The 20104-nt window shown below is 50.1% G+C and carries 18 protein-coding genes; 9 read left to right on the top strand and 9 right to left on the bottom strand.

All coding sequences use genetic code 11. The annotated features are described in order from the left end of the window. Positions 1 to 14 precede the first annotated feature (14 nt). The 3 genes from IEV97_RS18890 to IEV97_RS18880 all read left to right on the top strand — a co-directional run bounded on the left by IEV97_RS18890 (position 15) and on the right by IEV97_RS18880 (position 3340). The gene (locus IEV97_RS18890) at positions 15 to 599 is read left to right on the top strand and encodes a coiled-coil domain-containing protein (protein WP_188503052.1); all 585 of its coding nucleotides are present in this window, start codon (positions 15 to 17) and stop codon (positions 597 to 599) included. 161 nt (positions 600 to 760) lie between these two features. Next, positions 761 to 2701 (top strand): AAA domain-containing protein, encoded by a 1941-nt coding sequence (locus tag IEV97_RS18885; protein ID WP_188503051.1) that lies wholly within the window; start codon positions 761 to 763, stop codon positions 2699 to 2701. A gap of 123 nt (positions 2702 to 2824) precedes the next feature. Beyond that, the gene (locus IEV97_RS18880) at positions 2825 to 3340 is read left to right on the top strand and encodes an FKBP-type peptidyl-prolyl cis-trans isomerase (protein WP_188503050.1); all 516 of its coding nucleotides are present in this window, start codon (positions 2825 to 2827) and stop codon (positions 3338 to 3340) included. Positions 3341 to 3614: 274 nt separating this feature from the next. Here the strand turns inward: IEV97_RS18880 and IEV97_RS18875 are convergent, their stop codons facing one another. Continuing rightward, positions 3615 to 4202: an acyl carrier protein phosphodiesterase gene (locus IEV97_RS18875; RefSeq protein ID WP_188503049.1), complete on the bottom strand. Its 588-nt coding sequence runs from the start codon at positions 4200 to 4202 to the stop codon at positions 3615 to 3617. Between the two features lie 136 nt (positions 4203 to 4338). On the opposite strand from IEV97_RS18875, the gene IEV97_RS18870 reads away from it, so the two are divergent. Both IEV97_RS18870 and IEV97_RS18865 read left to right on the top strand, forming a co-directional pair. Beyond that, a complete protein-coding gene (locus IEV97_RS18870) occupies positions 4339 to 4833 on the top strand; it encodes a pyridoxamine 5'-phosphate oxidase family protein (protein WP_188503048.1) in 495 nt (164 codons plus the stop codon). Positions 4834 to 4948: 115 nt separating this feature from the next. Beyond that, on the top strand, positions 4949 to 5686 hold the full coding sequence (locus IEV97_RS18865) for a spheroidene monooxygenase (protein ID WP_188503047.1): 738 nt from the start codon (positions 4949 to 4951) through the stop codon (positions 5684 to 5686). A gap of 1 nt (position 5687) precedes the next feature. Here the strand turns inward: IEV97_RS18865 and IEV97_RS18860 are convergent, their stop codons facing one another. The 3 genes from IEV97_RS18860 to IEV97_RS18850 all read right to left on the bottom strand — a co-directional run bounded on the left by IEV97_RS18860 (position 5688) and on the right by IEV97_RS18850 (position 7713). After that, complete coding sequence (locus tag IEV97_RS18860; protein WP_188503046.1) at positions 5688 to 6305, bottom strand: LysE family translocator; 618 nt, start codon at positions 6303 to 6305, stop codon at positions 5688 to 5690. 65 nt (positions 6306 to 6370) lie between these two features. Beyond that, entirely contained in the window at positions 6371 to 7066 is a 696-nt protein-coding gene (locus tag IEV97_RS18855) for a DUF1003 domain-containing protein (RefSeq protein WP_188503045.1), read from the bottom strand. Then, positions 7063 to 7713 (bottom strand): DsbA family protein, encoded by a 651-nt coding sequence (locus IEV97_RS18850; protein WP_188503044.1) that lies wholly within the window; start codon positions 7711 to 7713, stop codon positions 7063 to 7065. Before IEV97_RS18850 ends, IEV97_RS18855 begins: the two co-directional genes overlap by 4 nt. Before the next feature lie 387 nt (positions 7714 to 8100). Between IEV97_RS18850 and IEV97_RS18845 the strand changes: the two genes are divergently transcribed. Further along, a complete protein-coding gene (locus IEV97_RS18845) occupies positions 8101 to 11052 on the top strand; it encodes a leucine--tRNA ligase (protein WP_188503043.1) in 2952 nt (983 codons plus the stop codon). 128 nt (positions 11053 to 11180) lie between these two features. Here IEV97_RS18845 and IEV97_RS18840 read toward each other — a convergent pair whose 3' ends face one another. The 4 genes from IEV97_RS18840 to ispG form a co-directional block, all read right to left on the bottom strand. Further along, positions 11181 to 11687 carry a MarR family winged helix-turn-helix transcriptional regulator gene (locus tag IEV97_RS18840; protein WP_188503042.1) on the bottom strand — a complete coding sequence of 169 codons (507 nt, stop codon included), beginning with the start codon at positions 11685 to 11687 and terminating at the stop codon, positions 11181 to 11183. Positions 11688 to 11954: 267 nt separating this feature from the next. Beyond that, the gene (locus IEV97_RS18835) at positions 11955 to 12299 is read right to left on the bottom strand and encodes an MmcQ/YjbR family DNA-binding protein (RefSeq protein ID WP_188503041.1); all 345 of its coding nucleotides are present in this window, start codon (positions 12297 to 12299) and stop codon (positions 11955 to 11957) included. A 13-nt stretch (positions 12300 to 12312) separates the two neighbouring features. After that, positions 12313 to 12477 (bottom strand): DUF6728 family protein, encoded by a 165-nt coding sequence (locus tag IEV97_RS18830; RefSeq protein ID WP_188503040.1) that lies wholly within the window; start codon positions 12475 to 12477, stop codon positions 12313 to 12315. Between the two features lie 106 nt (positions 12478 to 12583). Continuing rightward, positions 12584 to 14557, bottom strand: coding sequence for a (E)-4-hydroxy-3-methylbut-2-enyl-diphosphate synthase (gene ispG, locus IEV97_RS18825; protein WP_188503039.1), 1974 nt, complete (start codon positions 14555 to 14557; stop codon positions 12584 to 12586). Positions 14558 to 14743: 186 nt separating this feature from the next. On the opposite strand from ispG, the gene IEV97_RS18820 reads away from it, so the two are divergent. Both IEV97_RS18820 and IEV97_RS18815 read left to right on the top strand, forming a co-directional pair. After that, entirely contained in the window at positions 14744 to 15262 is a 519-nt protein-coding gene (locus IEV97_RS18820) for a flavodoxin family protein (RefSeq protein ID WP_188503038.1), read from the top strand. Then, positions 15259 to 15630 (top strand): hypothetical protein, encoded by a 372-nt coding sequence (locus IEV97_RS18815; RefSeq protein WP_188503037.1) that lies wholly within the window; start codon positions 15259 to 15261, stop codon positions 15628 to 15630. The genes IEV97_RS18820 and IEV97_RS18815 overlap by 4 nt, the downstream gene beginning before the upstream one ends. Positions 15631 to 15681: 51 nt before the next feature. On the opposite strand, the gene IEV97_RS18810 is transcribed toward IEV97_RS18815, so the two are convergent. Continuing rightward, a complete protein-coding gene (locus IEV97_RS18810; RefSeq protein WP_188503036.1) occupies positions 15682 to 17874 on the bottom strand; it encodes a glutamine synthetase III family protein in 2193 nt (730 codons plus the stop codon). Positions 17875 to 18139: 265 nt separating this feature from the next. Here IEV97_RS18810 and IEV97_RS18805 point away from each other — a divergent pair, with 265 nt between their 5' ends. Beyond that, positions 18140 to 19978, top strand: a complete 1839-nt coding sequence (locus IEV97_RS18805) for an LTA synthase family protein (protein ID WP_188503035.1) — start codon at positions 18140 to 18142, stop codon at positions 19976 to 19978. Positions 19979 to 20104: the final 126 nt, after the last annotated feature.

Here is a 20104-nt window from a genome sequence, read left to right as displayed (position 1 = left end):
CATTTCCCTTTTTTATGATGATGAAGAAACTACTGGCTATTTGTATTTGCTGCCTTTGGTTTGTGGGCGCGCAGGCACAGGAACAAGCAACACCGCAAGAGGACAAGCTTAGCCGCCTGATGGGCGAGCGCGAGCAGCTGATTCTGGAGTACCAGTACTACAGCGGGCAAAACAGCAACTTCTGGGGCAAGCAATCCAAAAAAGACCTTCTCAACATCATCGATACCCTCAAAGAGATCATCCGAAAAGACTCTGAGCTGATCGCGGCCGTGAAGGAAGCCAGTGTGCGCCGGATCGCCGAAAGCACCGTAGAGAGCCAGCGGGCCGGCAAAATGAACCAACAGGACGAACGCCTGATCAACAACCAGATCACCGACCTCAAAGGGCAGATCAGCACCCTGGAAAGCCAGGCCAAGAAACGGGAGCGCGTAATTCTGGACCTGAAAGAGCAACTGAAAGCGACCGATGAGGTGCGCTACGGCAAAGACCGCGTGATCGCCATACTGGGTGGTGCTGCCTTTCTCTTTTTCCTCTATGCCGTGTTCCTACAGGTTAGGTTGAGCAGCAAAAAGTCGCCAAAAAAACGTAAGAAGGCTTAAGGCCGTATAGTTGCCACAGGTATAGGAAACAGCCTGTTGCGGCGGAATTATTTAGCACACGCTTTTTGTTGTAAAACGATACCCTTTCAGGTATAGAAAACAAGACAAAAGCTATGGAAAAGGCTGGCGCTACATACCCAGCCTTTCTTTTTTAGATACGCATGATCGATATTTTTGAAGAACTGCGGCAGGTACAGGACCTGCTGAAAATTGAACAGGAAGAAGACCGGCAGCAATACAAGCTGAAGGCACTGAAAAGCACGATCACGGAGCGCAAGCAAATGGGCCTTTGCTGGTATCCAGTCGTGATTTCAAAAGAAGAGATCGGTTTTGGCAACAAGGTGGTGATTGAGCTGGAGCGTACCTCCGACCGCGATCAACTACACCTTTTCCAGCCCGGCAAAACGGCAGCGCTTTTCGTGAATAGCAGTGAAAAATCCAGCCTGAGTGGCGTAGTACTGGGCGTCAAGCGCAACAAGGTGATCCTGGCCACCAACAAAGAAGACCTGCCCGACTGGGTGGGGACCGGGCGTATGGGCATCGAGCTGACCTTTGACGAGATCAGCTACCGCGAGATGGAGATCGCCATGAAGAAGGTGCAGGAGGCCAAAGGCAGCCGGCTGGCCGAGCTCCGCGACATCATGCTGGGTATAAAACCCGCCACTTTCACAGACGAGAAACTGGAAGAGATTCAGGTGCTGAATGAATCGCAGAACGAGGCCGTGCAGAAAATTGCGCAGGCAAAGGATGTGGCCATCATCCACGGACCTCCGGGCACTGGCAAAACCACGACGCTCGTGCAGGCCATCCTCCATACCCTGAAATCGCAGAAACGCCTGCTGGTAACAGCTCCCTCCAACACGGCCGTTGACTTGCTCACCGAAAAGCTTGCCAATGAAGGCGTGAACGTGATCCGCATCGGCAATCCGTCGCGCGTGTCGGATGTGCTCCTGGAGCATACCCTGGATGCGCAGGTGATGGCGCACCGGGCATACAAAGACCTCAAAAATCTGCGAAAGACGGCTGAAGAGTACAAGCGCATGGCCTTCCAGTTCAAGCGCAAGTTCGGGCACCAGGAGCGCGCGCAGCGCCAGCTATACAAAAACGAAAGCCACCGCCTGCTCGAGGAAGCCGACAATGTGGAGCATTACATTACCGAAGACCTTCTGGACAATGTGCAGGTGATTACCTGTACCCTGGTGGGCGCGGCCAACAAAGCCATCCGCCACCTGACCTACGACACCGTGTTTATCGACGAAGCGGCACAGGCCCTCGAGCCGGCGTGCTGGATTCCGATCAGCCGCACGAACCGGGTGGTGCTGGCCGGTGACCATTGCCAGCTGCCTCCTACCATCAAATCACTGGATGCCGACAAAGGCGGCCTGAGCGTGACCCTGTTTGAGAAGTGCATCAACCGGCAGCCGGAGGTATCGGTGATGTTGAAGACGCAGTACCGCATGCACCACCACATCATGCAGTTCTCGAACCAGCAGTTCTACGGCGGTGAACTGGTGGCGCATGAAAGCGTGCACAGCGCCGAGCTGCATGGGTATAGCACCATCTTCGCACCCGACATGGCAGTGGAGTTCATTGACACGGCTGGCTGTGGGTATAACGAAGCCGAAATGCCCGACACCATGAGTTCTGCCAACCCGGAGGAGGGCGATCTGTTGCTCAATCATCTTTCAAACCTGTTGAAAGACTACGACGAGGATGCTGAAGTAGCACCGCTGAAAATTGGGGTGATTGCGCCATATCGGGCCCAGATCAACTACCTGCAGGACAAAGTGGAGCATACCCCGCGCCTGCACGACTTGCACCAGAAACGCCAGTTAAGCATTGGCACCGTGGACAGCTTTCAGGGACAGGAGCGCGATATCATATGTATGAGCCTGGTGCGCAGCAACGAGCGTGGTGAGATTGGTTTTCTGGCGGATGAAAGACGCATGAACGTGGGCATGACCCGCGCCCGTCGCAAGCTGATCATTGTAGGAGACAGCGCTACGCTTTCCACCAACCCGTTTTTCGCTGCCTTGATCGCCTATGTCGAAAGCATAGGGGCCTATAAAAGTGCCTGGGAGTTAACTGAGAGCCTTCCTTAGCGTAGGTATAAGTTTAGATTTTAATTTATTCATCGTCAGAAGGTCATGCAAGTTCAGCCGCAGGGGTTATGCTTCTCCGGTAAATCTTTTTACCTTTCTGATACAAAACCAAAATACAGCATAATGAAAATTGAAAAAAACAGAGTGGTGACGCTTACTTACGAGCTTCATATTCAAAGCGAAGGCGGTCAGCAAACCCTCGTTGAAACTGCCAATACAGAAAATCCAATGGTGTTCATATACGGCATGAGCGGCCTGCCAGACCAGTTCGAAGAAAACCTGGACGGCAAGAGCGCCGGTGACAATTTCGAGTTTAAACTGGACTCAGAAGCCGGTTACGGTGAGTTTGACCAGAACGCGGTAGTGGAGCTGCCAATGAGCGTGTTTGAAGTAGAAGGCGGTATACCGGAGAACATGCTGGAAGTAGGCAACTTCATTCCGATGGCGGACAGCGAGGGCAACCAGCTGCAGGGCCGCGTAGCCGAAGTAAGAGAAAACGCCATCCTGATGGACTTTAACCACCCGCTTGCCGGTAAAGAGCTTTACTTCAAAGGCAAAGTAGAAAAAGTGCGTGAGGCAACGACCGAAGAGCTGGACCACGGACACGTCCACGGCGAAGGCGGTGTGCATCACCACTAGTCTTTTTGACAAAGGACTATTGGACAAAGGACAAAAGACTTTTGAAGCCATAATTCACTTTTTGAAAAGCCGAATTGCTAAACACAAAAGAAGAGCCGCAGGTATAGCGGCTCTTCTTGTTTTATAGGTATAACAGGAATATCCTTGCATGAGATGAACTGAACTCTGGTCTTATACCTTCCTAAGTAGATTCATGACCTCCCGAAATGTCCTTTGTCTTTTTTTAAACAACCCTTGTACTAAAACCTTTGTCAAACATTCCTTTGTCAAATTTCTATTTCAACTCCGGCAGCACCGCTTCTACATAAGCGATCAGCTCCGGGAAAAAGAGCGAAAATTCCGCATCGTACAAGGTATAGTTCTCCAGCAACTCCTCTCCCGCCCTTTCCATACCGGATTCAAACGAAGTCCGTCTGCTCAGTCCGCCGAGGGCCTGTGCTATACCTGATACCTCGGCATAGGATAAGAGCCAGTTCTGCCGCATCATGTAGGGAAAAAAGTACTGCACCCGCTCCGGCAGGTTCGGCAGCTGCCGGTCAATCAAGGTATAGATGCGGGAAGTATAGGCTTGCAAAGGTTCAGAGGAAAACTCAGTAAAACGGCTGGCTAGAAAATGGTCGAAGTACAGATCGGCCACCACAGGGGCGTATTTGCGGAAGTGCGGGCGCAGGCGGGCTTTGGTCTCACTCACGACCGGGTGCGTGTCGGTATAGGTATCAATCATGCGGTGAAGCCGGATGCCCCGGGCTATACCTTCCGGGTATAGCTCCAGCTGTTTTCCCTTCACGGCATCCGCAATAAAATTACCTATCAGGAGCGCTTCGTCGTCGCCGGAGAGAAAAATGTGGGCCAGGTAGTTCAAATCAGTTCGGCGTGATTACGTATTTGTTTAAACATCTTGCTCGATGCCTGGTTGTAAGGAAATTGGGCAGAGGCTAACAAACTCTTTGATGAAAGCACCCGTACTCAAATACTAATCCAATTTACAACATATCACTATGAATAACGAACAAAAAGAGAATCTGAATAAGCTGATAGACTTGGTTAAGGACATTGATTATACCATGATGACGACTATTGATGACGATGGAAGTCTGAGAAGCCGCCCCATGAGCACTCAAAAAATAAGTGAAGATGGGGTGATATGGTTTTTTACAGGTTATGAATCAGGTAAGTCCCAGGAAATCGTGCACGACTCCCACGTCAATCTGAGCTATTCAAAGCCATCGGACAATGTCTATGTTTCTATTTCAGGAAAGGCGAAGCTAAGCAAGGACAGAGCCAAGATAGAAGAGCTTTGGTCACCGGAATTGAAGGCTTGGTTCAAGGGCGGGAAAGATGACCCGAACATCGGTCTAATCAGGGTAGACATTGAAAAGGCTGAATACTGGGACTCCCCCAATAGCGCCGTTACCCACCTGATCGGTTTTGTTAAGTCAACTTTGTCTGGCGAAAGCTACGACCCGGGCGAGAATAAGAAGATCAACCTGTAGGTATAGCAACAAGTCGAAAATAAAGGAGACACCTGCCAAACATTACCGTTCGGCAGGTGTTTTTGATTTATTCCTTTTGTAAATTGCATTAGTACTCACTATTAAAGCCGAACCCTTGCGACGAGTTATCCCACAGTCTGACCGACTTACCACCCTAACGCTTTTCGGTTTTCGGAAAGGCCACATCCGTTGGGGTTTGGCCCAAATGGGCACCAAAGGAGCCGAACTAAACCAGGTTCCAGGATTACTTTTTTACAAATTGCTCGGCAGCGGCCAGGGCAAAGGCTTCAGCATCAAGCCCAACTTTAGAAGGTATGGGCTGATGTGCACGTGGGAAAGCGAAGAGGCGGCCGACGAGTTTCTGGAGCGGTCCGAGCTGATGCTGGAGTACCGCCTGCACGCCTCCGAGATCTGGACCGTGAAACTACTGCCGACCCAGGCACACGGTCTCTGGGACGGGTTGCAGCCTTTTACGCCGCAGCTGTCAGAAAAGCAGCACGACGGTCCGGTGGCGGTGCTCACCCGGGCCTCCATTAACTGGCTGGCGTTGCCGCAGTTCTGGCGCTTCACCCCCAAAGTAAGTAAGTCACTGGATGAAGCAAAAGGGCTGATCTGTTCAATCGGGCTGGGTGAGATTCCGCTCATCCGGCAGGCTACGTTCAGTGTATGGGAGTCGATGGAAGCCATGAAATCCTATGCTTACCAAAGCGCACTGCACAAAGAGGTGATCAAACGGACACGCGCCGAGAAGTGGTACAGCGAAGAGCTTTTTGCCCGTTTTATACCTGTCGAAAGTCAAGGACTGTGGAATGGCGTAAACCCACTTGCCACTGTGATTAGTGTTAGCAAATAAGCTATACCTTTAGCATACCCACTACCCCAAACCCGATTATACTCAGGCTACTGATGATGTTAAGCAATTGGATAGCCCTGGGATTTTGGATGTACCTCCCTAATGATGCGCCAAAAGTTGCCAGTATTGTTTGAATAATGATGCTGCCTAAAAATATGGCGATGGACATGCTTAAGACCTGCCATACCCCAAAACTGGGCTTGACCAGTTGTCCTGAAAAACCAACAAAAGCAATGATAGTGAGCGGGTTGACCATTGTGAGCAAATAGGTGGAAGTCAGATAGCCAAAATCCCCTTTTTGAATAGCCGAATTATTTGAATCTCTTGTTGGGGCGCTTACTTTTAGGCTACCGATCAACATCCACATACCGAATATGATCAGGACCCCGGAAGCTACCCAGGAAAAATATACCTGATTCATATGGAGGTAACTCACGATGATAGAGCCTACCATAAAAGCCACGAGTGCATAGGTTAAGTCTGCCAGCGCAGCCCCTACCCCACTTAGCAAGCCGCTCCGAAAGCCGTACACCAGGCCGCGATTTATAATTAGAATTGCAATAGGACCAACGGCAACAGCCAAGGTCACCCCGAATAAAAATGCTTTAAAAGAATCCATTTCTGTCAACTATAAGGTTTCAGAAAGGGGACGCCTGGATGTATAAAAAGACGCAAAGAAGGAGATTATTTTCTGGAGCGGTTCAGGATATCCTCCATTAATTCAATCTGAATCTCCTGAATTTCGAGCAAACGCTGGTTCTGGTGTACGATCAGGTGGTCAATCTTTTCATGCAGCAGTCGTATCTCCAACTCCGCTTTCAGGTTTACTTTGTAATCGTATTCCGATCGCTGCCGGTCTTTTGCCTCTTTGCGGTTCTGGCTCATCATAATGATGGGTGCCTGTATGGCCGCCAGACAGGACAGGATCAGGTTGAGTAATATAAAGGGGTATGGGTCAAAAGAGCGTGTGGCAAGCAGGTATACGTTCACCAGCATCCAGACGAGAATGAACCCAAAAAAAGCCATAATGAAGCCCCAACTGCCACCAAATGTCGCAATCCGATCGGCCATCCGGTCTCCAACCGATAGATTGTCCCGTAACTCCTCCTCGATGTTGCTGGATAAGAGCTCGTTTTCCTGAATGCTGTCGAGCACTTCCTTTTCCAGCTCTGAAATCTCACCCAGTTCTTTTTCCAACATCTGCTCCAGGTACTTTTTGCGGTACACGTTCAGATTGCCTATCGCCACATACGACTCATCGGTAAAGTCGGGGTAGTCGGCCTGAATCAGCTTGAAGATCGGCCGATGAATAGTGGCTCCCAGTACCAGTTGGTTTAAGGGGAGGTGCCTTTTGGTGAGGTGGCAGACGGCCGTTTTCATGGCCTGCTTCCCTTCAGCGCTTCTTCCAGCTTGGCTTTCATGGCATCGTACAGGCGATAGCCACGGCTCAGCAGACTCAGGTTGTGCCCGACGAGCAGGTATACGCTTGGGAAAGCATTGGCCTGCAGGTGGCGTGCGATCAGGAAGTCCTGTTGGTTCTTCTCTTTCATTTCATCGGAGTGAAACTTCTCCAGGAAAGTGTCTTCTGCTATACCCAGTCCCAGCGCGATCTCAGCCAGCACTTCGGCTTTGGTCACGTTGTTGTTGCGGGCATAAAAAGCGCGCTGCACTTCTTCAGCCATCTCCAGTTCCTTCTCCGGCAACAGGTAGCGCATAGTTATTACGGCGCGGCAGGCAGGCTCTGTATCGTACACAAAACTGTTGCGCTCAAAAAAGCCGAAATCGAATGGCTGTCCGGTGGCCTTCTCGACTTCCTGCCAATGTTGCTGCACCGCGGCTTTCATCTCTTCGTCCATTGGCTCTGTCGTACCCGGTCGCAAACCGCCCAGCACCAGCTTAAAATTCAGCTTGCCCTCCTGTTCCTTTTTGAGCTGATGCAGCACCGGCGCAAAGCCATAGCACCAGGAGCACATTGGGTCCATCACGTAGATCAGGTGCGGCACATCCAGCAGATCGTATTTTTCCATTTTATTCCGTTTTGCTTCAAAATGCAAAGGTACTTTTTTGCTTGCTAATTGCTGATTGTTGATTGTTAAATTGTTAAATGGTCATTACCCAAGAATTTTGATTTGCAAAAATTCGCACTCCAGAATTTGGGAGCAAATTAACCCTAAGTATTTCTATTGCTAAACGGTAGGCCTATACCTGGTACATCACAACCGCCTTTTTAATATGTCATCAAGGCCGAGCTATACCTATACCTATACCTATACCTATCGCACGACCACTAATAACTAACAATTCAACCAACTAACAATGTAGCAATTCAACAATTAACAATTCAACCATTTAACAATTTAGCCATTTAACGTATCTTAGCAGCTTGTTTTGATCAAGCGAATACACGATAAACTATGTCAGAGTATAATTTCAATCAGATTGAGAAAAAGTGGCAGCGCTACTGGGAAGAGAATCAGACGTTTAAAGCCACCGAAAACACCGACAAACCGAAGTACTATGTGCTGGATATGTTCCCCTACCCTTCTGGCGCGGGTCTGCACGTAGGGCACCCACTCGGTTACATCGCCTCTGACATCGTGAGCCGCTACAAACGCGCCAAAGGATTTAACGTGCTGCATCCCATGGGCTTCGACGCCTTTGGTTTGCCAGCCGAGCAATACGCCATCCAGACCGGTCAGCACCCGGCCATCACGACCGAGCAGAACATTGGCCGTTACATCGAGCAGTTGAAGAACATTGGTTTTTCTTACGAGTGGGAGCGCGAAGTGCGCACCTCTGATCCGAGCTACTACAAATGGACGCAGTGGATCTTCATGCAGCTCTTCAACAGCTACTATAACTACGCTTCTGACAAAGCCGAGTCCATCGACAAGCTGATCGCCTCGTTCGAAAAAAATGGAAATGCAGGTATAGATGCTGCCTGCGACGAAGACACCCCGGCCTTCACGGCAGAAGAATGGAAAGCCATGAACGAGCAGGAGAAAGCGCATATGCTCCTGAAGTACAGACTGACCTACGTAGCCGACGCCGTCGTGAACTGGTGCCCTGCCCTGGGCACAGTACTGGCCAACGACGAAGTAGTGGGCGGCGTGTCAGAGCGCGGTGGTTATCCAGTGGAGCGCAAACTGATGCGCCAGTGGATGATGCGCATTACCGCCTACGCCGAGCGCCTCTTGCAGGGCCTCGACACCATTGACTGGCCAGATCCGGTGAAGGAAATGCAACGCAACTGGATCGGTAAGTCTGTAGGCGCCGAGCTGGACTTTGCCGTAGAGGGCGGCGCCTCTGAAAAGATCAAGGTATTCACGACCCGCATCGACACGATCTACGGTGCCACCTTTGTGGTGCTGGCGCCAGAGCACGAACTCGTAAATGAAATTACGACCGATGCGCAGCGTGCTGAAGTGGAGCGCTACGTAAACGTGGCTAAGAACCGTTCGGAGCGTGAGCGTATGACGGATGTGAAGACCGTAAGCGGAGTGTTTACAGGAGCCTATGCCATCAACCCGATCTCTGAAGAGCGTGTACCGATCTGGATCGCGGACTACGTGCTGGCTGGCTACGGTACTGGTGCCGTGATGGCTGTTCCCGGACACGACTCGCGTGACTATGCCTTTGCCAAACATTTTAACCTGCCGATCAGGGAAGTGGTAGCCGGCGGCAACCTGGAAGAAGAAGCCTATGCCGCCAAAGAAGGAAAGATCATCAACTCCGGTTTCCTGAACGGGCTGGAAGTGAAGGATGCGATCAATGCAGGTATAGCCAAAGCCGAAGAGCTGGGCGTAGGCAAAGGCCGCACGCAATACCGCATGCGCGACGCGGTGTTCAGCCGACAGCGTTACTGGGGTGAGCCGGTGCCCGTTTACTTTAAAGACGGTATACCACACTTGCTCGACGAAAACGAGCTTCCATTGGAGTTACCGAAGATCGACGCCTACCTGCCAACCGAGACAGGCGAGCCACCTCTGGGCCGTGCTGTGGGCTGGAAATATAACGACCAATATGAGTATGAGTTGAGCACCATGCCGGGTTGGGCAGGCTCGAGCTGGTACTGGTACCGCTACATGGACCCGCAAAACGATCAGGCCTTCGCTGACAAAGACAAGGTAGCCTACTGGCGCAATGTGGACCTTTACATGGGTGGTGCCGAGCATGCCACAGGTCACCTCCTCTACTCCCGCTTCTGGAACAAATTTATGTACGATCTGGGGCTGGTGGTAGAGCAAGAGCCGTTCAAAAAGCTGATCAACCAAGGTATGATTCAGGGACGTTCGAATTTTGTGTATAAATTGGTTTTAGTTGTCACCAGACATTTTGATGCAGCTAATGAATCAACGGAAGACATAAATGATTTAGAAACTTACGGCCTGCCCGAAATATTTATATCAAAAACGATACACGATAGGCTTCAAAAAGATGATAAAGAAGTCAAATCATACATTAAGTCTAAATTGATAGATTTGGAGGCTGCTGTGAAGAGCGAATTTCCTGATGTTGATAACGTCGACATTTTAATGTCTTACTCTAGTCATGTGGACGTTAACTTGGTTCAAGATGACATTCTTAATATAGAAGATTTCAAAAAATGGCGTCCTGGTTATGAAAATTCAATTTTTATATCTGAAGAAGACGGCAAGTACATCTGTGGTGTGGAGATCGAGAAGATGTCGAAATCGAAGTACAATGTGGTGAACCCGGATATACTGGTGGAGCGCAACGGGGCCGACACACTGCGAATGTACGAAATGTTCCTTGGCCCGCTGGAGCAGTTCAAGCCCTGGAATACCCATGGCATGGACGGCGTAACCAAGTTCCTGAAGCGCTTCTGGAAGCTCTTCCATGACAACGATGGTAACTTCGCCGTGTCAGACGAAGAACCAACAGCCGCAGAGTTGAAATCGCTGCACAAAACCGTGAAGAAGGTGGAGGAAGACATCGAGCGCTTCTCGTTCAATACCTCCGTTGCCACGTTCATGATTTGCGTAAATGAGCTGACGCCTTTCAAAACAAACAAGCGAGCTATTCTGGAGCCATTGACCATTGCGCTGGCCCCATACGCGCCGCACATCGCCGAGGAGCTTTGGGAAAAGCTTGGCCATAGCGAGAGTATCGCCTTCGCTCCGTTCCCGGCCTGGGATGAAAAGTATTTGGTTGAGAATACGTTCGAGTACCCGGTATCCGTGAATGGCAAGACACGCGGAAAGATGGCCTTTGCTACGGATGCGCCGCGTGAGGATATGGAGAAGGCGGTGCTGGCTGACGAGCAGATCGTCAAGTTTTTGGAAGGAAAAACACCAAAGAAAGTAATTATCGTCCCTAACAAAATCATCAACGTGGTGGTATAAGGAGTTCCATCTTACCACTAACTTTTCCAAAAGCCGCTAAGACCCCAAATCTGGCGGCTTTTGATTTTTTGTAGCAAAAAAGAAGGATAGCCTGGTGAGCTATCCTTGTCATGTGGTGAGATGTTTTTTTACACAACTTCATTAAGCTGAAGGGCGGCGGCGAGACGTACCTCTGCGGTGGAGATCGACTCCCGTGCTTTAGCCAGCAGGCTGGCCAGTGTAGTTGCCTCTTCCTCGGTTAGTCCTTGCAGCAGGTTATCGAGCTTGTACAGGTTATTTCCTATATGATCCAACAGCCTGAATCCCTTGTCAGAGATTACGATGTTAACCAGACGCTTATCAGTACTGTTACGCTCCACGTCCACCAATCCTTTGGTTTTGAGACGGCCAACCAGTCGGGAAGTATCCGACATTTTGTCGAGCATGCAATTGCGCAATACTGAAGTGGACACCGGTTTGGGATAGTGTTCGCGTAAGATGCGAAGAATGTTGTATTGCTGGCCTGTTACGTCATGTTTTCTAAAAAACTCTTCGTAACTGTTAAGCAGTAAACTGTTTGTTAGGATAATGTTAAGACTGGCATGCTGCCATTCGTTTCTGTAGGCAAAAACGCCTATTCCTTGTTGAGAGTGCATAGTGAGATTTAGGGTGAATAGTTGCGAAAATGATCTTAATATACATATAAACTTTTGTATATGTTACAATCTTCTCATCAACAATTTCACGCTCAAATCTTCATTTAAAATGTTCCAAATACTTTTTCGGACAAAACACTCAAAAACAGGCAACAAAGTGTATCTTATGTTATAATGCAATGCAGGTTTGTGCGGGTTTCACATTTTTTGAGGCAAATTCTAGAGCCAAAAAAAATATGTTGTAACGATCTTTTCTGATTTTATTATCTAAACAGGCTTCTGCGCTTTCGGTAATTTCGCTACTACTAAGGCATAAGACTGGTCGATCAGTGATTTGATAAACTCCAATGTTAAGCCTGCTTCAGGAAGTACAGTGTTCCAATGCTTCTTACTCATATGATAGCCGGGCAGTACCTGGGTATACTGCTCTCGTAAAAGAACGGCCTCCTCAGGATCACATTTCAGGGCTATCCCTTTTTCGTATTCCGACAGGCTGCAAAGGGCAAACATTTTACCGCTCACCTTGAATACAAGCGTGTCTTCGTCAAAAGGCATTTCCTCGGTGGTACCCGGTTTCGCCAGACAGTAATCTCTGAGGTCTTCGATGTTCACGGCAGAAAGCTGGTTACCAGTGCTTGATCACGAAGTAAACCATGGCCGCCAAAAACATCAGAATCGAGATCTTGTTGATGGTGTGCATGGCCCGGAGATTGAAATTGCTTTTGCGGTTCGGGTCTTTTTTGCGGAAGAAGTAGGTAGCCACCTCTGTGAAGTCAAATAATCCTTTCATTGTGCGGTATTTAATATTTTAAAAAAATGGTGGGCTCTTATACCTACAACCACTTACGTCTCTTTACATCAGTCTGCCAATCTGCATGGAAGCATTAAGTAGGCTCCTATGCTTCCAACTGCACAGGTTCGATCCACTTCTCATCCTCCCGGATCAACTCGATCAGTTCATCTACCGCCCTGTCTGCAGGAACTGATTTCTTGACAACAGTTTGTCCACGATACAGGGCTATTTTGTCTTTCCCGACGCCTACGTAGCCATAGTCAGCGTCTGCCATTTCACCAGGTCCGTTCACGATGCAGCCCATAATGCCAATCTTCACGCCTTTCAGGTGATCGGTTCTTTTGCGGATCATAGCAGTCGTTTCCTGTAAATCGAATAAGGTACGGCCGCAGCTTGGGCAACTGATGTATTCAGTTTTACTCATGCGGGTGCGGGCAGCCTGCAAAATGCCGAAGCTCAGGTTGTTGAGCTTCTCAATTGTGTGTAACCAGGCGCCTTTCTCCTGTGGCGGCAACAGCTCCGTGCCCAGCATGATACCATCCCCAAGTCCATCGATCAGCAAGCCACCGGCATCCGTAGAAGCGTAAAGCTGTACCTCATCCGGGGTTAAGGCGCCGTAAGAACGCTTGATAATGGCCGGCGTGTTGATACCGTTGTTCATCAGGCGGAAGAAACATTTGCGCAGCTCAGGCATAGCGTGCTCATTGTCGGTATACAGGACCAGCACAGCCGTACGGTCACCTCTCAGGCGTTCCATCAAATCTTCTGAAATACCATTGATATCGGTTTCTATGAAGTTCAGCTTCGGATGAAGTTGCGTAGCCTCCAGGTACTGCTTCACAGTGAGCAAAGGATGGCGGTGCTCCTGGTCTTCCACCAACTGCCAGGGCACATAGTTGATAATTTCCTTCAGACCGTTTGGCAGCATGAAGTTGATCGGATGGTCGCCTGTGTAGATGTAGTCGGCTCCCAGATCGTTCATGTTGAACTTGTCGAGCAGCATAGAGTACAGATGCCCGACACTTTTCAGGTCGGCGTATTGTATATCGCGCAACTGGCTCAGGTCAGCCAGCACGCGCGGAACATTCTGGTGCCCCACATTCTCCACTTCCGCTGTTTCGCGACGATGGTATTGAAAAGGATCGATCGGAATGTTGCACAGCGGCTTAATGGGCTTGGCTTTTTCGGCCCGGTAGGTATAGCGGTCGATGAGAGCTTTGGCCACCGGCGCTTCGGCTTCCGGTGCCTCTGTCAGGGATACACGCACGGTGTCACCCAAGCCGTCTTCCAGCAGAGTGCCTATACCTACAGCCGACTTAATGCGGCCATCTTCGGCCTCGCCGGCTTCTGTTACGCCCAGGTGCAATGGGTATGGCTTCAGTCCCTCCTCTTCCAGTTTCTGTACCAGCAATCGGTAGGCCTGCACCATCACCTGCGTATTCGAAGCTTTCATCGAGATGACGATGTTATAGTACTGCTCGTCCTCACAGATGCGCAAAAACTCAAGCGCACTCTCCACCATACCCAGCGGGGTGTCGCCATAGCGGCTCAGGATGCGGTCGGACAGGGAACCGTGGTTGGTGCCGATGCGCATGGCGGTGCCGTGCTCTTTGCAAATTCGTACCAGCGGCACAAAGCGCTCACGAATCCGGTCCAGCTCTGCCTGGTAGGTTTGGTCGTTGTACTCGATTACCTCAAACTTCTTCTTATCGGCATAGTTACCCGGGTTGATGCGCACCTTCTCCACGATACGGGCAGCGACCTCAGCGGCATTTGGCGTAAAGTGAATGTCGGCTACCAGCGGGGTGTTATAACCACGGCGGCGCAACTCTGCTTTAATATGACGTAGGTTTTCGGCCTCCTTGATGCTCGGCGCCGTAATGCGGATGTATTCACAGCCCGCTTCGATCATGCGGATGCACTGCTCCACGGAGCCCAGCGTGTCCATGGTGTCCACAGTCGTCATGGATTGCACCCTGATCGGGTGATGGGCTCCCATCGGCACCTCGCCGATCTGTACTTCAATGGTTTCTCTGCGTTTATACGCCGTCAGGCTGGGGCAATAGATCTTGTTCATATATACATGAGGCCTTACAGGCCTTCGCTATAGCTTCGTTCTCTTAACTTATTTCAGACCTGCTTTGTTCAACAGGCGTGCAGCGTAAATTTAGCATCATTATTTTAAAGAAGTAGAAGTCATCATCATTTGTAAACCGGAATTAACGCCATAACTTATATCCGCATCAAATAACTAAATAATAGTATGTGTTCAAAAGCGCTTATTATACTGGCCAGTGCGAGGAAAGAGAGCGACACGGCAAAGCTGGTAACACGCTTGTTTGGCACAGAAGGAGCCGACCTATTGAACCTGCTAGATTACAACTTATCGCATTACCGTTATGAAGCAGATTACCCTTCAGATGACCAGTTTAACCTCATAATGGAGCGCATGCAGCAATATGATCAGCTTGTGTTTGCCACCCCTGTATATTGGTATGCTATGAGTGGCCTTCTGAAAGTGCTGTTCGACAGGCTGACTGATATCGTGACGATTAGAAAAGAAATCGGACGCAGCATGCAGGGTAAGCAAACCTTTCTAGTTGCCGTAGGAGCTGACGAGGCCCTACCACAAGGCTTCGAAATGCCTTTCAAGTTGACCTCAGATTACCTGGCAATGGATTTTAAAGGAACATATTATTGCAAAAATTCCGAAATTAACGTTAAGGATGATAAGGCTGATCTATTCAAACAGTTTTTCTGTACTAATAACAAAACAAGATGATACACATGAGCGCCTACATACCTAAAAACGCGGATGTGAAACTCCGCTCCCTCCTGCACTGGAGCAAGCTTCGGCAGGAGCAGTTGGGTGAAGCCTTTCTGATCACCAAAGACACCGTATTGGGCTTTCTGAAACGGCAAATTGAGCACGGCAACTGGCGAAGCGTGCTGGAGGTGTTGAAAGGGAAGCCGATGACGCAGGCCGGCCGGTATATGCTGAGCGAATTACGAAGCAAGGCGGTCAGAAAACTGATCATGCGAATGGGGCTGCGACCTGTCATTGCCACGGCGCTGGTCATTTTGCTTTTACCTATTATACTGGCCAAAGTGGCTGGCGAAGTCATCGGCTGGATCAGAAACAGAAACTAAATAAAAAGAGCGCCTATTACGGGCGCTCTTTTTATTTATAGGAATTTGGTGCTAGCGTCTGAACATCAGCTCGCGGTATTTTACCAGTGGCCAATCCTCGTCGTCCACCATCAGCTCCAGTTTGTCTACGCTCGTACGGATCGCTTCGAAATAAGGCATCACCATTTCGTTGTAGAAGATCGCTTTCTCACGTACGTTTTCGATCTTGTTGGCCACCTTGCGCTGCTGGATCATATCAACGGCGTTGGTCTGGATCGTTTTGATATGGCGGGAAATACGCTTGATCGAGTCTAGCGTGGATTCTGTGAACTCGTCTTCCAGCCCCAGGTCCTTCAGGCCGCGAATGTTCTGGATCAGCTTGTTCTGATAGGCCACAGCCGTCGGTATCACGTGGTTGAAGGCCAGGTCGCCCATAACGCGTGACTCGATCTGGATTTTCTTGATGTAATCTTCCAACAGGATCTCGTGGCGGGCGTGCAGCTCTTTTCTGGAAAGGATGTTGTGTCGCGCGAATAGGTCCTGCACATTTTCACTGCTGTATACATCCAGTGCACGAGGTGTCGATTTGATGTTGGACAAACTACGTTTGGCAGCCTCGTCCTCCCATTCTTTAGAGTAGCCGTTGCCCTCAAAACGGATCGCTTTGGAAGCGGCCACGTACTCGCGCAGCACCTGAATGATGGCCAGTTCCTTCTTCATGCCTTTGTTATCGATCAGATCGTCCACCGCTACACGGAAATCGATCAGCTGATCGGCCACGATCGTGTTCAGCACAGTAACAGAGGAAGAGCTGTTGGCAGAAGAACCTACGGCACGGAACTCGAATTTATTACCCGTAAAGGCAAAAGGCGATGTACGGTTACGGTCGGTGTTGTCGCGCAGGATTTCCGGGATCTTGTCTATACCTAGTTTCAGGTACATGTTATCGCCCTTCTCCATTGGTACCTTGGCGGTACGCTCCAGTTCTTCCAATACTGCCGTCAGTTGCTGCCCCACAAAAACTGACATGATAGCTGGAGGCGCTTCGTTAGCACCAAGACGGTGGTCGTTGCTGGCAGAGGCAATGCTGGCGCGCAGTAAGTCGGCATGCTTGTGCACGGCCATCACCGTGTTCACAAAGAACGTCAGGAACTGTAGGTTTTCCTTGGGCTTCTTACCAGGCGCAAACAGGTTAACACCCGTGTTGGTGCTCATGGCCCAGTTATTATGCTTTCCACTGCCGTTTACGCCTTTATATGGCTTTTCGTGAAGCAATACTTTAAACCCATGGCGCTCGGCTACACGGTCCATGATGTCCATCAACAGCTGGTTGTGGTCCACGGCCAAGTTGGCGTCCTCGAAGGTCGGGGCGCACTCAAACTGGTTAGGTGCCACTTCGTTGTGGCGGGTGCGCAACGGTATACCCAGCTTCAGGGCCGACTTTTCGAAGTCTACCATGAACGAGTGTACGCGGCTAGGTATAGAACCAAAGTAGTGGTCTTCGAGCTGCTGGCCTTTGGCCGGCGCATGGCCAAACAAGGTACGGCCCGTCATCACCAGGTCAGGGCGTGCTTCGTACAGGGCGCGGTCAACCAGGAAATACTCCTGTTCTATACCCAGGGTGGTATTTACTTTCACTACGTCCTTGTCGAAATACTGGCAAACCGGAACAGCAGCCTGGTTGAGCAGGTTCAACGATTTTAGCAGTGGGGTTTTGTAGTCCAGCGCCTCACCGGTATAGGACACGAATATTGTAGGTATACACAGCGTGCGGGTGCCGTGGTTCTCGATCAGGAAGGCTGGTGAGGAAGGGTCCCAGGCAGTGTAGCCTCTTGCCTCGAAGGTATTGCGTATGCCACCGCTCGGGAACGAGGAAGCGTCTGGCTCCTGCTGCACGAGGGCACTGCCCTTGAAGCTCTCAATCGGGTCGCCCTCACCGGTCAGGTCAAAGAATGAGTCGTGCTTTTCGGCTGTAGAGCCTGTCAGCGGCTGGAACCAGTGGGTATAGTGTGTAGCTCCTTTGCTCATGGCCCAGGTTTTCATGGCAGCAGCCACGGCATCCGCCAAAATGCGATCTACTTTTTCACCCGCATCAATGGCAGCGCAAAGTCGTTTGAAATTCTCAGTAGACATGGTGGCACGGAGAGCCGAATAGCCGAGCACGTTTTCTCCGTAATACTCTGAAATTTTACTGGTTGGCAGCACTAGCTCTGCCGGTTTGCGCTGACTTACCAGTTCGAGCGCCTTGAATCGAAGAATTGCCATGGGGAGAAAGAGGTTAGGTATAAAATCTGACCAAAGGTAAAAACCAGATCAATAGGTTGTATCCGATAGGGTATGTTTTTTTAGGGGGTAAACTAAAATAATTTGTGAAATACATCAGGGGACCCCTCTTAATAAAGGGGTGTCTCAGGAAAACACTATTATAAAAGCATTCATAGAGGTACTTGTGACCAGAAGACAACCGGCCTGAATTATAATTGAACAAGCAGCGTTTAAGAGAGGACACATTAGTCGTATATTTGCAGCCGTGAAACGAAGCTTAATATATCAGCCACTCTATTTTCTTTTCTGGGTGCTCTACTTTGTTGCAGCAAGGGCTATATTCCTGCTTTACCACGATAACCGCACTCAGGAGTTGTCGCAGACTGACCTTTGGACCATTTTCGCAAAGGGCTTGCGCCTCGATCTTTCGTTCAGTTCCTATGTGAGTGCCATCCCTTTTCTGGCTATCCTGGCCACTACCCTGTTCCCGGGACTGCGGGTGCGTAAGTTTATCCGCTACTATACCTATACTATATTAGTGTTGCTGTCTGTGTTGATGGCCGTAGACCTGGAGCTCTATACCTACTGGGGCTTCCGGCTCGACTCCACTCCCATGCTATACCTGAACACACCCGGCGAAATGGCGGCATCTGCAGCGGCAGCCCCGATCCTGCTGCTCATCATTATCGCACTGGCTACCAGTCTGGTGTTCGCCCTGCTTTTCCGTTTCACTTTCGATTACAGGAACTACCACCTTAAGTTCTCGAAGCTACGGTATGCAGGTATAGCCCTGTTGTTCACTGCTCTGCTGATACTGCCTATGCGCGGAGGCTGGCAGCAAATACCGATCAACCAGAGTGTGGTGTATTTCTCCGAGAACCCCTACGCTAACCACGCCGGCCTCAACATGCCCTGGAACCTGATGGATACCATGCTGAAGTACAACGAGGAAACGCGGAATCCCTATCAGTACATGGTCCATGAATCCGCCGCCGCGAAAGTGGCCGAGCTTTATGCCGCCACTGCGGACTCTTCCGAGAAAATTCTTCGGGTAGAAAAGCCAAATGTGCTCTTTATCATCCTAGAGAGCTACACGGCCAAGTATGTGGAGCATCTGGGCGGATTGCCGGGCGTAACCCCCAATCTGGACAAACTGGCTAAAGAGGGGGTTAGCTTTACCAAGCTCTACTCGAGCGGCGACCGCAGCGAGAAAGGGATGGTGGCGCTGTTGAGCGGCTATCCGGTGCAGACCACGACATCTATCATCAAAAACCCGAAGAAAACAGAGAAACTCCCCTACCTGAGCCAGGTATTCAAACAAGCCGGGTATGGCACGTCCTTCTATTATGGAGGCGAGTTGGAGTTTGCCAACATCCGCTCATACCTGCAGAACGGCAAATATGACCGCCTGATCGACAAGCATGATTTTCCCGCTAGTAGCTACAACTCCAAGTGGGGGGCCCATGACCATGTGCTGTTCGAGCGTGTACTGAAGGACCTTTCCAGTGAAAAAGAACCTTTCTTCAGCACCGTCTATACCTTGAGCAGCCACGAGCCTTTCGAGATTCCTATACCTGCCAAATTCAAGGGAGACAAAACAAGCGACAAGTTCAAGAACTCTGTCTACTACACTGACTGGGCGCTGGGCCAGTTCATCGAGCAGGCACGACAGCAGACGTGGTGGGACTCTACTCTGATCGTGCTGGTAGCGGATCACGGCCATCCGCTGCCTTATGACGACCCCAACTACCGCAGCACCAAATTCCGCATCCCTTTCATCTTGACAGGGGGCGCCGTAGCCGAAAAGGGCCGAATGATATCCACCATTGGCAGCCAGACCGACATCGCCACGACCCTGCTCTACCAGCTGGACTTGCCTCACCAGGACTTCAAGTGGGGCCGCAACCTGCTGGCACCAACTTCCTATCCTTTTGCGTTTTATGTATTCCGGGACGGCTTTACCTTCATCACGCCTGGCAAGGTGCTTTCCTTCGACAACGTGACCGAAAAACCCATCATCAAAGGCAAAGGGGTAACACCCGAGCAGGTTGAGTTGGGAAAAGCCTATATGCAGTACTCGTTCGAGGACTTTGTGAGAAAGTAGATGGCGGGTAGCGTTTCAGGTATAGCACGTTAAAAAGATGTGGCCAGGTATAAGGTATAGCATTGGCTCACAATAACTTAATTACATAGCGGCGCATTCACGCTTTGAAAATTTTAATTCTTATCT

The organism is Pontibacter amylolyticus, assembly GCF_014638845.1.
Classification (GTDB): Bacteria; Bacteroidota; Bacteroidia; order Cytophagales; family Hymenobacteraceae; genus Pontibacter; species Pontibacter amylolyticus.
This window is presented reverse-complemented; position numbering and strand designations above follow the sequence as displayed.